We start from the raw sequence: 14,000 nt of genomic DNA on the forward strand, positions 1-14,000 counted from the left end.
GTCAGCCCTCTTCGGCCAGTTCCTTGGCGCGTGCGTAGGCGGCATCGGACGCCCGGCGGAACAGGTCGTCGAGCCCCGCGGCTTCGAACACCTCCACCGCGCGTTCCGTCGTTCCCTTCGGGCTCGTCACGCGGCGACGCAGCTCGGCGGGAGGAAGATCGTCCGCCTGGAGGAGCGCCGTCGCTCCGGTGAACGTGCCCGCCGCAATCTCGAGCGCGGTCGCGTCATCGAATCCGCGGTGCTTCGCCGCCTCCACGAGCTTCTCGATCAGCAGGAAGACGTAGGCGGGCCCGGATCCGGAAATCGTCGAGATCGCGTCGATGCCGTCGTCCCCGTCGACCTCGACCACGGTTCCCACCGTCTCGAAGAGCCGTCGCACAAGGGCGATGTCCTCGTGCGTCGCGCGCGTTCCGCCGGCGATCCCGGTCACGCCCCGACCGACGGTGGACGGCGTATTCGGCATGGACCGCACGACGGCGACCTCGCCGAGCCGCTCTTCGAACTGCGCGAGCGTGATCCCCGCGGCGAGGCTGACGACGATCGCGTCGTCTCGCAGATGCGGCGAGATGTCGGCGAGCAGGTCGGCGACCATGGACGGCTTCACGCCGACGACGACGATCCGCGCGTCGGCGACGGCTCTGACGTTGCCGTCCGGCGTGTCCTCGAGCGCGATGCTCGTCACGCCCTCGAGGCGCGCGAGATCCTCGGCCTTCGCCGCGGTGCGGTTCGTGACGGTGAGTCCGCCATCGATCTCGAGGCCGCTCGCGACGATGCCGCGCAGGATCGCACCCCCCATGGATCCGGCTCCGACGAACGCGATTGCGGGAAGACTGTGGGCCATACCTCCCACGGTACCGCCGACCCTTACACTCGGTGGCATGAGTGCACATGGGGGCGGCAAGGCCATACTCGCGGCGTTCATCGCCAACATGGGGATCGCCATCGCCAAGTTCGTCGGCTGGCTGCTGTCGGGGTCGACCTCCCTCCTCGCGGAGGCGGTTCACTCGCTGGCCGATTCGGGCAACCAGGTCCTGCTGTACGTGGGCGGCCGGGTCTCGCGACGAGAAGCCGACCGCGAGCATCCGTTCGGCTACGGACGCGAGCGTTACGTCTATGCCTTCGTGGTGGGCATCATCCTCTTCTCGGTCGGCGGCCTCTTCTCGATCTATGAGGGCGTCAACAAGCTCGTCCACCCTCACGAGTTGAACGAGCGATGGTGGTGGCTGCCCATCGTGATCCTCGTGTTCGGCATCCTGCTCGAGATCTATTCGCTGCGCACGGCCATCAAGGAGGCGAATGAGATCCGCGAGCGCGGCCAGTCGTGGTGGGAGTTCATCCGCCGTTCGCGTTCGCCCGAGCTGCCGGTGCTCCTGCTCGAAGACACCGGCGCGCTGCTCGGACTCGTCTTCGCCCTCACGGGCGTCTCGCTCACGGTCGCCACCGGGGATCCGATGTACGACGCCGCGGGCACCCTCGCGATCGGCGTCCTGCTCATCGTCATCGCGATCGTCATCGGCATCGAGATGAAGAGCCTCCTCGTCGGTGAGGGCGCCACGAAGAAACAGCTGCACGCGATCATCGCTGCGATCGAGACGGGCGCCGAGCCCCCGAAGGTCATCCACATCAAGACGCTCTACGTCGGCCCGGAAGAACTGATGGTGGCCGCGAAGATCGGCCTCGCGGCGGACAAGCCGCTGGGGGCAGCCGCGCGCGACATCGACGAGATCGAACAGCGCGTACGCACCGCCGTGCCGCACGCCCGGATCATCTATCTCGAGCCCGACGTCTACCGCGAGGTGAGCGGAAAGAAGCCGAGCACGGAAGCATTCGTCTTCCCATCGAGCGATTAGTGCCACGATGGACGCATGACCACTCTGGAGTTCTGCGTCTTCACCGAGCCCCAGCAGGGCGCCTCGTACGACACCCAGCTCGCATTCGCCCAGCAGGCGGAGGAGAGCGGATTCGACGGGTTCTTCCGCTCGGACCACTACCTCGCGATGGGCGACTTCTTCAGCGGTGAGCCCGGGCCGACGGATGCGTGGACGACGCTCGCCGGTCTCGCACGCGAGACAACGTCACTGCGCCTCGGCACGCTCGTATCGAGCGTGACCTACCGCTCCCCCGGCGTGCTCGCGATCCAGGTCGCGCAGGTCGACCAGATGTCGGGCGGGCGCGTGGAGCTCGGCCTGGGCACGGGCTGGTTCGAGGCGGAGCATGCGGCCTATGGAATCCCGTTCCCGCGCCGCCGGTTCGATCTGCTCGAAGAGCAGCTCGAGGTCGTCACCGGCCTGTGGGGCACGCCGGCGGGTGAGACGTTCTCCTACGACGGATCGCACTATCAGCTCACCGACTCGCCCGCGCTGCCCAAACCGGTCCAGAGTCCGCTGCCGGTGATCGTGGGCGGCGCGGGCCTCAAGCGCACCCCGAGTCTCGCGGCGCGCTTCGCCGCCGAGCACAACATCGCGTTCCAGCCCGAGGACGTCGTCGTGGACCGCTGGGCGCGCGGCCGCGCCGCGTGCGAGGAGATTGGGCGCGACCCGGCGACGCTGCGGCAGACCGTGGCGCTGACGACACTCGCGGGCGCGAACGAGGCCGAGGTCGCCCGCCGGGCGTCCGCCACGGGCGTCGCGCTCGACGACTTCCGCACCGGGCACACGTTCTGCGGATCCGCGCAGGAGATCGTCGACCGCGCGGGCCGGCTCATCGAACTGGGCGCGAGGCGGATCTACTTCCAGATGATCGATATGACCGACCTCGATCACGTCGCATTCCTGGGCGAAGAGGTGCTGCCTCAGCTGCGCTAGGGCGCGTTGCTGACTTCAGCGCCTCGGCGGGGCCAGGTCGAGCAGCGCGCCCTATTCGCCACGCCGCGAGCGGAAGAACGTCTCGAGCCTCGATCGCGCGTCGGCCTCGAGTACGCCGCCGACCACCTCGGCGCGGACCGGAAGGCGGCGGTCGCGCACGACGTCGTAGAGGGATCCGGCAGCGCCGGCCTTGTCGTCCCACGCGCCGAACACCAGGCGCGCGATGTGCGCCTGCAGAAGCGCGCCGGAGCACATGAGGCACGGCTCGAGCGTGACGACGAGCGTGCACTCGCCGAGGTTCCAGCTCCCGAGGGTCCGGGCCGCCTCACGCATCGCGACGACTTCCGCGTGGGCGCTCGGGTCGGTCGTCTCCTCGCGGCGGTTGCGACCGGATCCGATGATCGCGCCGTCGGGGCCGAGAACCACCGCGCCGACCGGCACTTCCCCGGCCGCGGCAGCCTCATCGGCAAGCACGAGTGCTCGGCGCATGTGGGCGACGAGCTCCGGTGGGGCGTTCACGTGCCTCAGCGTACGCGCGATCCGAAGGAACTTCCCGCCCGCGGCACGTACGCTGATCACATGCGCGTGCACATTGCCGACCATCCGCTCATCACTCACAAGCTGACCGTCCTTCGCGACGCGACCACTCCTTCGCCGATGTTCCGTCAGCTCACGGAGGAGCTGATGACGCTGCTCGCCTACGAGGCCACGCGCAGCGTGCGCGTCGAGGAGTGCGAGGTCACCACGCCCGTCACGACGACGACTGGCGTGAAGATCGCCGACCCGAAGCCGCTGGTGGTGCCGATCCTGCGCGCCGGGCTCGGCATGCTCGAGGGCATGACGAAGCTCATCCCGACGGCGGAGGTCGGGTTCCTCGGCCTGGTCCGTGATGAGGAGACGCTCAAGCCGACGACGTACGCGGAGCGGCTACCTGACAACCTGGCGGGGCGGCAGTGCTTCGCGCTCGACCCGATGCTCGCGACCGGTGGATCCCTCGCGGCTGCGATCACCTACCTCTTCGACCGCGGCGCGACAGAGGTCACCGCGGTGTGCCTGCTCGGTACGCCGGAGGGCGTGCACGCCATCGAGAGCCTCGTGGGGGACCGCGACGTGACGCTCGTGCTCGGCGCACTCGACGAGCGCCTCGACCAGAAGGGCTTCATCGTTCCCGGGCTCGGCGACGCCGGAGACCGCCTCTACGGCACGACGGTATAGCCGCCGCGCGCACGCGTCAGCCGCACGAACGCGCTGAGCCGTGCGACCGCGTCGCCACGGTGGGGCAGATCGTCGATGAGCCCCGGACTGAACACGAGATACGCCGCCACCTTTGCGCGGCTGATGCCGACGTTGAGGCGGTTCTCGAGCAGGAGGAACTCCGGCCCGCGCGGCGCGTCTCGACCGGAGGACGCTGCGAGCGTGAGGATCGCGACGGCGGCCTCCTGCCCCTGGAATCGGTCGACGGTGCCGACGCGCACGTCGGCGAAGCCGGCCTCGATGAGCGCCTGTTCAACGAGTCTCTGCTGAGCGTTGTAGGGGGCGACGACGATCACGTCGGCTGGCGTCAGCGGCCGCGCCGGGCGCGCCGTCACCCCCTGTGCGCCGTCGATCGAGATGTCGACGTAGTCGCGGCCGACGACATCGCGCACGATCCGGACGACCTGCTCCGCCTCTTCGGCGGACTCGGTCGCGTTCCCCCGGTGCACCACGGGGACCGGGTGCACGCCCGGCTCGATGCCGGCCACTGAGCGGTGTTCGGTTCCGGGGCGAGCCTGCAGCTTGCCGCCGTATGCCAGCGCCGACACCGCCTGCGCGACGCTCGGGTGCAATCGCCACGTCTGCGCGAGGAACGCGCCGTGGCCGCTCGGCAGCACGGCGGCGTCGCCCATCAGCCATCCCAGCGCCGAGGTGTCGACGGGTGCCGGGTGCGTGCCCTGGCTGACCTGTGGCAGCTGCTGCGGGTCGCCGAGCAGCAGAAGTCGTCTCGTCGACTGCGCGACGGCGATCGTCGAGGCGAGCGAGAACTGTCCGGCCTCGTCGACGACGAGCAGGTCGAGGCTGTGTCGCGCGACGCGCCCCGGGTGCGCGAGATCCCAGGCCGTGCCGCCGATCACGACGCCAGCGGAAGCCGACCGTTGGAAGGCGGCAAGCTGGGTCTTGGGCACCGCGGTGAAACGCACCTCACGGGCGTCGTCCTTCACCGCCTTGCCAACCTGTTCGGGCGGGACGCCGGCGGCCACGACGCGGTCGAGCAGGTTCTCCACCACCGCGTGCGACTGTGCCACGACCCCGATTCGCCACCCGTGCTCGTTCACGAGGCGCGCGATGACGTGCGACCCGACGTATGTCTTGCCGGTGCCGGGCGGCCCCTGCACGGCGAGGTAGGTCGGCACGCTGAGGAGCGATCGCACGATCGCGTCGACCTCGCCTCCGGGCGCCGGGTCGGCGATGTCCCCCGCATGGTGATCAGCCCGCACGCGACGCAAGATGTCGGTCGCGGCGTCGACGGGGAAGGACTCCCCCGCGTCGAGGAGCCGGTCTGCCCACTCGTCGATCGCCTGCTGCTGTGCGCCGGCCACGGGCGGTGACGGCGGCGTCAGCGCGATCGGGAGGTCGTTCCACGTCTCGCCGTCGATCGCGAACTCCTCGACGATCGCGCCGTCCTCGAGTTCCTCGACGACGGTCACCTGGCGCGGCACGTGGATCCACCGATTCGACGGGGTCGCGGGGAACGGCGCGGGCACCGGATACAGCGCGAACGGGCGCGATCCGACCGCCAGTCGGGTCCCCGGCCCCGGCGCGCCGCGCAGCTCGACGCGACGGCGGTCAGAGCGGGCGCCGTCGGGTCGGTGCCAGTCGTCGCGAACGGCGCTGCGCGGGCTGTCCGTGACGATCACATCGCGCGTCTCCGCCCAGAGGGAGACGGGCTCGCGCAAGCGCGAGAAGTGCGACTGCCAGAACGCCTTCGCCTCGCGCGGGTAATAGTCGATCGCGGCAGCGGCCAGGCGCAGTGCGGCTTCGTCGTCGGTCACCGGATCCGCGGGATCGGCGGCCGCGCGCAACGTATCGGCCCGCGCGACGAGGGCGGTCGCCCGGGCCGAGGGCGCGTAGGTGTCCTGGCTCTCCTCGTCGGGCCGCGCGGGCGTCGCCCCCGCCTCGCGCGCCCGATCGACCAGCCAATCGCGCAGGCGCCGGGTCGACACGCAGTCGTAACGGTTGTAGTCGGCGAGGTCGTCGAGGATTCGCTGACCGGCATCAGCCTGCCCCGCGGCGATCAGACCACGCGCCTCGACGTACTGGACGATGGAGTCGTCGCCCTTCTGAACGTCCTGCGTGCGCACGTCGGCGCCCATATAGAGCGGTTCGAGTTTCTTGATCGAGTACGAGCGCGATCCGACGCGAAGCGCGTTCTTCACGATCGGGTACAGATCGACGAACAGCTCGTCGCGCAGCATGCGGTCGACGTCGGCCTCTCGCACGCCGTGACGCGCCGCCATCGCCGCCAGGTGCGTCGGCTCGTAGGGCGCGTAGTGGTAGATGTGCATGCCCGGATGCGCGCGTCGCTGCGCAGCCACCAGGTCGCAGAAACGCTCGAGCGCGCGGCGCTCGGCGTCGAGGTCGTGCGCCCACAGCGCGGTGTACTGCTCGCGCACGTCGACCCACCCGAACAGGTAGTCGAGACCCCACACGACGGCGCCGCCGGGGGTCGCTTCGCTGTGGAGCGGATCGCCCTCGAAGTCGAAGAAGATGTCGCCCTCATCGGGGCGCGGCATCGCCCCGAACCCCGTCGGATCCACGATCTCGTACAGCGGCGCGGCGCTCCCGTCGCGCTCCGTGGCGAGCTGCAGTCGGGCCTGCGTGCGCAGCCGCGCGAACGTCTCGGCGTTCATGCGATCCGGGCCCTGCTCTGCCGCGGCGAGCGCGTCGATCGTCATGATGCCGGCCGAGCGCAGCCGCTCCCGCTGCGTGGGGCGCATGCTCGCGACGAGCAGGACGTCGCGGTGCGCGTGCACCTGCTCGTCGCACGTCGCGCAGCGGCCGCAGGCGCGCACCTGCAGGGGCCCGCGTTCATCTCCCCAGGTGACGGGCTCGGCGTCGGCGCGCGCGCCGAGGCGGCGGTCGGCGACGAGCGCGCGGAGGCGGTCGCGGCGCACCTCGAACAGCGGCAGCAGGTCGTCGGCAGCGTGCGTCGAGATCGACCCGTCGCCGAGGAGAAGGTCGACCTCGTCTGCGCGCGGCACGCCTTGTGTATCGAGCTGATCGACGTATGCCGCCAGCTGCATGAGCGCGGTCGACCGCGCTCTGCGCGCGAGCTTCGTGTCTTGCACGCGCCACCGGCCGTCGGCGTCGCGCACGAGGAAGTCAGCGAAGCCGACGAAGTCATCGGCCGCGAACGCCGCCTGGAAGACGACGCGTGCGCCCGGATCCGCAAATGCGCGCCGCGTGCGCTCTGTCGCCTCGGCGAGCGCGCCGGCGTCGGCCGACGATACGCGCTCGATCTCGATGACCGCGTCGCCGTACGCCTCACGGTAGGCGGCGAGCGTGCGCGCCTCATGCGCATCGCCCAGTGCGGCGGCCCGAGTCAGCATGGCATCGGCGGGATCGTCGACGGGGGCGCAGCGACCCAGCCTCGCGTCAATCGCCCGCAGCCACGCGAACTCGCATTCGGCTGCAGCTTTGAGATCGCTGGCGCTCCAGATCAGCCGGGCGTCGTCACGGAGGATTCGCATGCGTCAACGGTAGTTCCCACCTCCGACATCGCGAGCGGAGTTCTCGCCGAGGCGCGACGCCGCGAAGGCAGGCGTGGAAGACTGGCGGCGTGACGGACTTCGATTTCATGAGCGCCTACGGCCACGGCTTCGCGCGCGTCGCGGCGTGCCACGTGCCGATCGCGATCGCGGACCCCACTGCGAACGCCGACGCCGTGCTCGACACCGCCCGCCGGCTGCACGACGACGCGGTCGCCGTCGCCGTCTTCCCCGAGCTGACTCTGACCGGCTACTCCGCAGACGACCTCGTCCTGCAGGACGTCGTGCTCGACGACGCGCGCGTCGGCATCGAGCGAATCCGTGCGGCGTCCGCCGACCTGATGCCGCTCCTTCTCGTGGGCGCGCCCCTCGCGCGCGGCGGGCGCGTGTTCAACTGCGCGGTCGCGATCCACCGCGGGCGGTTCCTCGGCGTGGTCCCGAAGTCGTATCTGCCCACGTACCGGGAGTTCTATGAGCGTCGCTGGTTCGCGCCGGGCGACGACCAGCGCGGCACGATCCGCCTCGGCGACGACGACGTTCCGTTCGGCCCCGACCTCCTCTTCGACGCCGCCGACGTGCCCGGCCTCGTCGTGCACGCGGAGATCTGCGAAGACCTGTGGGTGCCGGTCCCCCCGTCCGCCCAGGCCGCGCTCGCCGGCGCCACCGTGCTCGCGAACCTGTCGAGCAGCCCCATCACGATCGCGCGCGCAGAGGACCGCCACGCGCTCGTGCAGTCCTCTTCCGCCCGATACCTCGCGGCCTCGGCGTACGCGGCGGCCGGCCTCGGCGAATCGACGAACGACGTCTCCTGGGACGGCCAGACGATGATCTGTGAAGCGGGCGAGCTGCTCGCCGACACCGAGCGGTTCCCTCATGGCGCGACGCACGCGGTCGCCGACGTCGACCTCGATCGGATCCGGCAGGACCGCCTCCGCCAGGGCACCTTCGACGACAACCGGCGCACGCACGCTCCGGAGTTCCGTCGCGCGACGTTCGAGCTGAATCCGCCATCAACCGATGTCGGCCTGCGCCGACACGTCGAGCGGTTCCCGTTCGTGCCGAACGATCCCGCCCGCCTCGCGCAGGACTGCTACGAGGCCTTCCACATCCAGGTCTCTGGCCTCATCCAGCGGATGCGCGCCATCGGGGATCCGAAGCCCGTGATCGGCGTCTCGGGCGGGCTCGATTCGACGCACGCGCTGCTCGTGATTGCACGGGCGATGGATCGCATGGGTCGCCCGCGCAGCGACATCCTCGCGTACACGATGCCCGGCTTTGCGACGAGCGAGCACACGAAGTCGAATGCCCTCGCACTCGCAGCGGCGGTGGGGGCTTCGATCGAGACGATCGACATCCGGCCCGCTGCGAACGAGATGCTCGCGCAGCTCGGCCACCCGGCCGCGGCGGGCGAGCCCGCCTACGATGTGACGTTCGAGAATGTGCAGGCGGGTCTGCGCACGGATTACCTCTTCCGCCTCGCGAACCACCACGGGGGCATCGTCGTCGGCACGGGCGACTTGTCGGAGGCGGCACTCGGCTGGTCGACGTACGGCGTCGGCGACCACATGAGCCACTACGTGGTCAACAGCGGGGTACCGAAGACGCTGATGCAGCACCTGATCCGCTGGGTCATCTCCGAGGGTGACGCTCAGGGCATCTCCGACGACGCACAGCGCGTGCTGCGCTCGGTGCTCGATACCGAGGTCTCCCCCGAGCTCGTTCCCGCCGACGCGGACGGCCGCACGCAGTCGACGGAGGACACGATCGGGCCGTACGCGCTGCACGACTTCACCCTCGCGCACGTGCTGCGCCGGGGATCGCGCCCCTCGAAGATCGCTTTCCTCGCCACGCACGCCTGGAGCGACGCCTCGCGCGGAGCGTGGCCAGCAGGGTTCCCTGCCGACGAGCGCCCCGAGTACGACCGCGACACGATCGTCCGGTGGCTGCGCGTGTTCCTGAAGCGCTTCTTCGGCTTCGCACAGTTCAAGCGGTCCGCCGTTCCGAACGGCCCGAAGGTGTCACACATCGGGTCCCTCTCACCTCGGGGTGACTGGCGCGCTCCCTCGGACGGGAACGCGCGCGCCTGGCTCGCCGAGCTCGACCGCGCCCTCGGTGATGCGTCGTCTCCCACGCCCTGACCCCACACGAACGCGAACAGCGCCCCCACACAGAGCGAGGGCGCTGTTCGCGTATCGTCGGTCAGTCGGATCCGGCTGAGGCGACCGAGCCGGCGCTCGGAGCCGACTGCGCACTCGGGGGCGAGGCCGGGCTCGGAGGCGTGACGGGGCTGGGGACGGACTGCACACTCGGCGCCGACTGCACGCTCGGTGCAGATGCCTGCGCCGGCGCACTCGCCGCGCTCGGCGCGCTGTCGGTGTTGGCGGCACCCCGCTGATCGGCGGGAGATGCCGTGCTCTTCGGCGTGACGACGGACATGCCCTCGCCCTTCTCGGACGGACGCAGCTGCACGGACTTCGCGAGGTCGAGCGACCACTGCGGTCCCGTGAGCGCGGGGATCGATTCGCTCGACGTGCCCGTACGCAGGTCCATGCTCGCCGCGGCGGCAGCCGCGCCACCCGCCACCACGCCGACGCCGACGAGTCCGGTGACGCCGTAGGCGATCCACTTCTTGGTCATGATGTCTCCTCCTGGGTCCGGCGGGTGAGTGCTGTGTGAAGAGCCCGATCCCCGATGCTGTCTCCAGTCTGGCAACGACTCCTAAACTTGCTCGCAAGATCCGATGAGACGGTTCTTATCTTCGCTCGGTGCGCGCGCTCAGACATCGAGCGGTCCTCCCGTGGCCGCCTGCTCCGCGCACGCGAGAAGACGCGCGGCCCGTTCCTGATCGCCCGTGAGTTGTGCGCCAAGAGCGTGTCCGAGCAGATGCGTCCCGGTGAGTGCGCCCGTTCGCGGGCCCGCCCAGCGTGCCACGGCATCGGCGACGAGAGCGCGCATTCGTGCCCTCCCGTCCGATGCGGGCGTAATCAGGGCGCTTGCCACGGCGTGGGAGAGAAACGCCGCGGCATCTTCTGCCGGGTCTCCGATGCCGGCGGTGTCGACGTCGATCACGTCGCTCACCCGGGGCGCCCGGTCGCTGCCCGTGAGAAAGAGCTGCCCGATGTGCAGGTCCCCGTGGATCGTACGGGCAGGCCCGGGATCCGTCGCGAAGCCGCGTTCACAGGCGTGGCCGATCCGTGCCACTCGGTCGGCGTGGCCGCGGAGGACGACGCGTGCCTGTCGCTCGTACCAGGCCAGACGTTCGGGGATCCCCGTCTTCGCCGCGCGCGTGAGCGGCACCGCCGCGAGGTGCTCGCGCAGCCGGTCGACCTCGTCGAGCAGCCCGCGGGGGTCCCAAGCGACATCCGTCGCGGCAATTCCGTGCGCGTCGTCGAGCACGATGATGCCGTCGGGGGCCCAGCCGCGTACGCGCGGCGTCGGGATGCCCTGCTCGAGCAGCGCGCGATGGGTGTCGACGATGCGCTCGATACGGCTCGGGAGGACGACCTTGAGCCAGACGCGTCCGGATTCCGTGGGAACGCGCACGACGGCTCGGCGGCCGGGGCGGTACGCGATGATTTCGGGGGCGCCCACCGCGCGAATCCCGATACGTTCGAGCAGCACGCTGACGGCGCCGCCGAAGGCGACGGGCGCGAGCGCGGGCAGGTGCGGATCCGCCGGGTGCGTCCAGATGCGGGCGACGCCGTCGAGCACCAGCCCTGTCTCGGCGGGCACGGCGATGCCCGAGGTGTCGACGTATGCGATCGTCGTCTCGGCCGCGGCGCCGGCTCCGTGGGCGACGTCGAAGCCCGCGACGGTGCCGTCGCCGAGCGGCTCCTTGCTGATCAGGCGGAGCGCACCTGCTGACACGGCGAGCGCGTCGGAGAGGAGCTCAGAGTCGCGATCGGGCATGCCCTCAGTCCAACACAGCGGCCGTCGCGGCCCGGGAAGGGACCCATGAGACAGTTCTTATCTTCGGCTGGGCCGCCAACCCTCATCAGGACGATTCGGGATACTGAGAGGTGTGATGACGCCGGAACAGAAGCGACGCCGCCGACCGCGGTGGCGGCTGCCCGTGCTTTCGGTGCGCACGCGGCTGCTGACGGTCATCGCCCTGGTCGCCGCGATCGGTCTGCTCGGCGTCGGGCTGACGGTCTACGTGACCGAGCGCCAGCGGATCCTGGCGAGCACCGACGACCTGCTCCGCAGCAACCTCGAATCGGCGCAGATGCTCATCGAGCAGCACACCGAAGAGGAACCCGACACCACGGCCGAGGAGGCGCTGCGCATCATCGTGCAGCGGGTCAGCCCTGACGACAACATGGGCGTGCTGGGCGTCGTCGATGGCACGGCGAGCCTCGTTCCCGGGGTGGCGCTGGACCTCAGCCTCGAATCGCGCCCGGATTTCGTCTCGCACGTCGTCTCGGCGGCCGACCGGCGGGGAGGACACCTCGGCCGATATGCCACCGACGACGTCGCCTGGGCGTACTTCGCGACGCCCGTACTCCTGTCTGGTCTGCAGGAGGAAGACGTGCTGTTCGTCATGGCGTACGACCTGCAGGCAGAGCTCGGGGAGATCAATACGGCCGGCCGCGCCTACCTCGTCGCGTCCGCGGCGATGCTCGTATTCATCATCGCGATCGGTGGGGCGGTGGCCGGTCGCCTGCTGCGCCCGCTGCGGCAGATGCGCGAAACCGCCGAACGCGTCTCCGGTCAGGCCCTCGATGAGCGTCTGCCGATCGTGGGACGTGACGACGTCTCGGAGCTCGCGCGCACGATGAACGACATGCTCGACCGCATCGACGCGTCGCTCGGGGCGCAGCGCAAACTCGTGAGCGACGTACGGCACGAGCTGCGCACCCCGATCACCATCGTGCGCGGTCACCTCGAGCTGATGGATCCCGCGCACCCGGACGACGTCGCGGACACCCGTGAGCTGACGATGGACGAGCTCGACCGGATGAGCTCCCTGGTACAGGACCTCTCGGAGATGGCGGCCCTCGAAGGCCGTCCGGAGCTGCGGCCCGAGCCGACCGACGTGGGCGATCTCATCGATCAGATCGTCCGCAAAGCGAGGGCGATCGATGGGGCGGCCGTCTCGCGGCGCAGTTCCGTGACGCTCGTCGCTGATGTGGATCCCGGTCGCATCACACAGGCGATGCTCCAGCTCGTGCAGAACGCCGTGACGCACGGTGGCGGCCAGATCGAGATCGGCAGCCGGGTCACGTCCGACGCTCTCGAACTGTGGGTGCGCGATCACGGACCCGGCGTTCCGGAAGACGCGAAGCAGAAGGTCTTCGATCGCTTCTTCCGCGGATCCGAATCGACGTCCGGAAGCGGCCTCGGTCTGCATATCGTGGGCGCGATCGCCCGGGCCCACGGCGGCACGGCGCGGGTGCACGACGCGAGCGGCGGCGGCGCCGTGTTCGTGCTGTCGGTTCCACTCTCGCCCGCTGCGGCGAGTGCTGCGGTGAGCGCGCCGGATGTGCCGGATCCCGGCACAATTCCCCCGCGGCCCCCGCTTCCGGGCCCGGGCGGACTGCGACGCGCGCCTGACGCGCACGGAGACAAGGAGATGACCGATGGCATCGATTCTGATCGCTGACGATGAAGCGCGGATCGCGGGGTTCATCGAGAAGGGCCTGCGCGCAGCAGGCTACGCGACCCGCATCGCGTCGAATGGCACGGACGCGCTCGCGCTCGCCCAGACCGACGAGTTCGACCTGCTCGTGCTCGATGTGAACATGCCGGGCATGACCGGGTTCGAAGTGCTCGAAGCGCTGCGCGGCCAGGGGTCGCGGATGCCGATCATCATGCTCACGGCGCGCACCGACCTCGGCGACACGATCGCGGGCCTCGAGGGCGGGGCCGACGACTACCTCGGCAAGCCGTTCCGATTCGACGAGCTGCTCGCGCGGATCCGCGTGCGCATGCGCCCCGCCAGCGAACAGGTCACCTCGACTGAGCTGCGGCACCGCGACCTCACGCTCGACGTGCATGCCCGTCGCGTCACCATCGATGACGGTACGTCCGTCGAGTTGTCGGCGCGCGAGTTCGCGCTGGCGGAGGAGCTCATCCGGCACGCGGGGATGGTGCTGAGTCGCGAGCAGCTACTGAGCCGGGTGTGGGGGTACGACTTCGATCCGGGGTCAAACGTCGCCGACGTCTACATCGGGTATCTGCGCCAGAAGCTCGGCTCGAACCGCATCGAGACGGTGCGCGGGGCCGGCTACCGCCTGGTGTGAGTCAGGACTCGCGGCGGCGGAAGACGGAGCGCAGCACGAAGAAGACCACGAGCGCAACGACCGCGACGACCGCGACTTTGAAGAGGAACCACATCACGGAGAACAGCGCCTGCACGAGAATGATGGCGATGATGATCGACGCGATAACGCCGAGCACCGTCCAGATGGTTCCCTTAGCCATGGCTCCAGTCTACGGCGCGAATCGGACG

The 14,000-nt window shown here is 70.1% G+C and carries 12 protein-coding genes; 6 read left to right on the top strand and 6 right to left on the bottom strand.

Translation table 11 applies throughout. The features are described 5' to 3' along the window. Window position 1: 1 nt before the first annotated feature. The gene (proC, locus tag IEW87_RS14480; protein WP_188713095.1) at window positions 2-841 is read right to left on the bottom strand and encodes a pyrroline-5-carboxylate reductase; all 840 of its coding nucleotides are present in this window, start codon (window positions 839-841) and stop codon (window positions 2-4) included. 37 nt (window positions 842-878) lie between these two features. Between proC and IEW87_RS14485 the strand changes: the two genes are divergently transcribed. Both IEW87_RS14485 and IEW87_RS14490 read left to right on the top strand, forming a co-directional pair. After that, window positions 879-1,850 carry a cation diffusion facilitator family transporter gene (locus IEW87_RS14485; RefSeq protein WP_188713096.1) on the top strand — a complete coding sequence of 324 codons (972 nt, stop codon included), beginning with the start codon at window positions 879-881 and terminating at the stop codon, window positions 1,848-1,850. A 24-nt stretch (window positions 1,851-1,874) separates the two neighbouring features. Continuing rightward, window positions 1,875-2,804 carry an LLM class F420-dependent oxidoreductase gene (locus IEW87_RS14490; protein WP_188713138.1) on the top strand — a complete coding sequence of 310 codons (930 nt, stop codon included), beginning with the start codon at window positions 1,875-1,877 and terminating at the stop codon, window positions 2,802-2,804. 51 nt (window positions 2,805-2,855) lie between these two features. Here IEW87_RS14490 and IEW87_RS14495 read toward each other — a convergent pair whose 3' ends face one another. Further along, window positions 2,856-3,293, bottom strand: coding sequence for a nucleoside deaminase (locus IEW87_RS14495; RefSeq protein ID WP_188713139.1), 438 nt, complete (start codon window positions 3,291-3,293; stop codon window positions 2,856-2,858). Window positions 3,294-3,383: 90 nt separating this feature from the next. Between IEW87_RS14495 and upp the strand changes: the two genes are divergently transcribed. Then, a complete protein-coding gene (upp, locus tag IEW87_RS14500; protein WP_188713097.1) occupies window positions 3,384-4,019 on the top strand; it encodes a uracil phosphoribosyltransferase in 636 nt (211 codons plus the stop codon). Here upp and IEW87_RS14505 read toward each other — a convergent pair. After that, entirely contained in the window at window positions 4,001-7,531 is a 3,531-nt protein-coding gene (locus IEW87_RS14505) for a TM0106 family RecB-like putative nuclease (protein WP_188713098.1), read from the bottom strand. The genes upp and IEW87_RS14505 overlap by 19 nt on opposite strands. Before the next feature lie 107 nt (window positions 7,532-7,638). Between IEW87_RS14505 and IEW87_RS14510 the strand changes: the two genes are divergently transcribed. Further along, window positions 7,639-9,687 carry an NAD(+) synthase gene (locus tag IEW87_RS14510; RefSeq protein WP_188713140.1) on the top strand — a complete coding sequence of 683 codons (2,049 nt, stop codon included), beginning with the start codon at window positions 7,639-7,641 and terminating at the stop codon, window positions 9,685-9,687. A 61-nt stretch (window positions 9,688-9,748) separates the two neighbouring features. On the opposite strand, the gene IEW87_RS14515 is transcribed toward IEW87_RS14510, so the two are convergent. Then, on the bottom strand, window positions 9,749-10,186 hold the full coding sequence (locus tag IEW87_RS14515) for a hypothetical protein (RefSeq protein ID WP_188713099.1): 438 nt from the start codon (window positions 10,184-10,186) through the stop codon (window positions 9,749-9,751). A gap of 138 nt (window positions 10,187-10,324) precedes the next feature. Further along, window positions 10,325-11,458: a phosphotransferase gene (locus tag IEW87_RS14520; RefSeq protein ID WP_188713100.1), complete on the bottom strand. Its 1,134-nt coding sequence runs from the start codon at window positions 11,456-11,458 to the stop codon at window positions 10,325-10,327. A gap of 115 nt (window positions 11,459-11,573) precedes the next feature. Between IEW87_RS14520 and IEW87_RS14525 the strand changes: the two genes are divergently transcribed. Then, a complete protein-coding gene (locus IEW87_RS14525; RefSeq protein ID WP_188713101.1) occupies window positions 11,574-13,151 on the top strand; it encodes a sensor histidine kinase in 1,578 nt (525 codons plus the stop codon). Further along, on the top strand, window positions 13,129-13,791 hold the full coding sequence (locus IEW87_RS14530; RefSeq protein WP_188713102.1) for a response regulator transcription factor: 663 nt from the start codon (window positions 13,129-13,131) through the stop codon (window positions 13,789-13,791). Before IEW87_RS14525 ends, IEW87_RS14530 begins: the two co-directional genes overlap by 23 nt. Before the next feature lies 1 nt (window position 13,792). On the opposite strand, the gene IEW87_RS14535 is transcribed toward IEW87_RS14530, so the two are convergent. Continuing rightward, window positions 13,793-13,972, bottom strand: coding sequence for a hypothetical protein (locus IEW87_RS14535; protein WP_188713103.1), 180 nt, complete (start codon window positions 13,970-13,972; stop codon window positions 13,793-13,795). Window positions 13,973-14,000: the final 28 nt, after the last annotated feature.

This window comes from Microbacterium faecale (assembly GCF_014640975.1).
GTDB classification, from domain to species: domain Bacteria; phylum Actinomycetota; class Actinomycetes; order Actinomycetales; family Microbacteriaceae; genus Microbacterium; species Microbacterium faecale.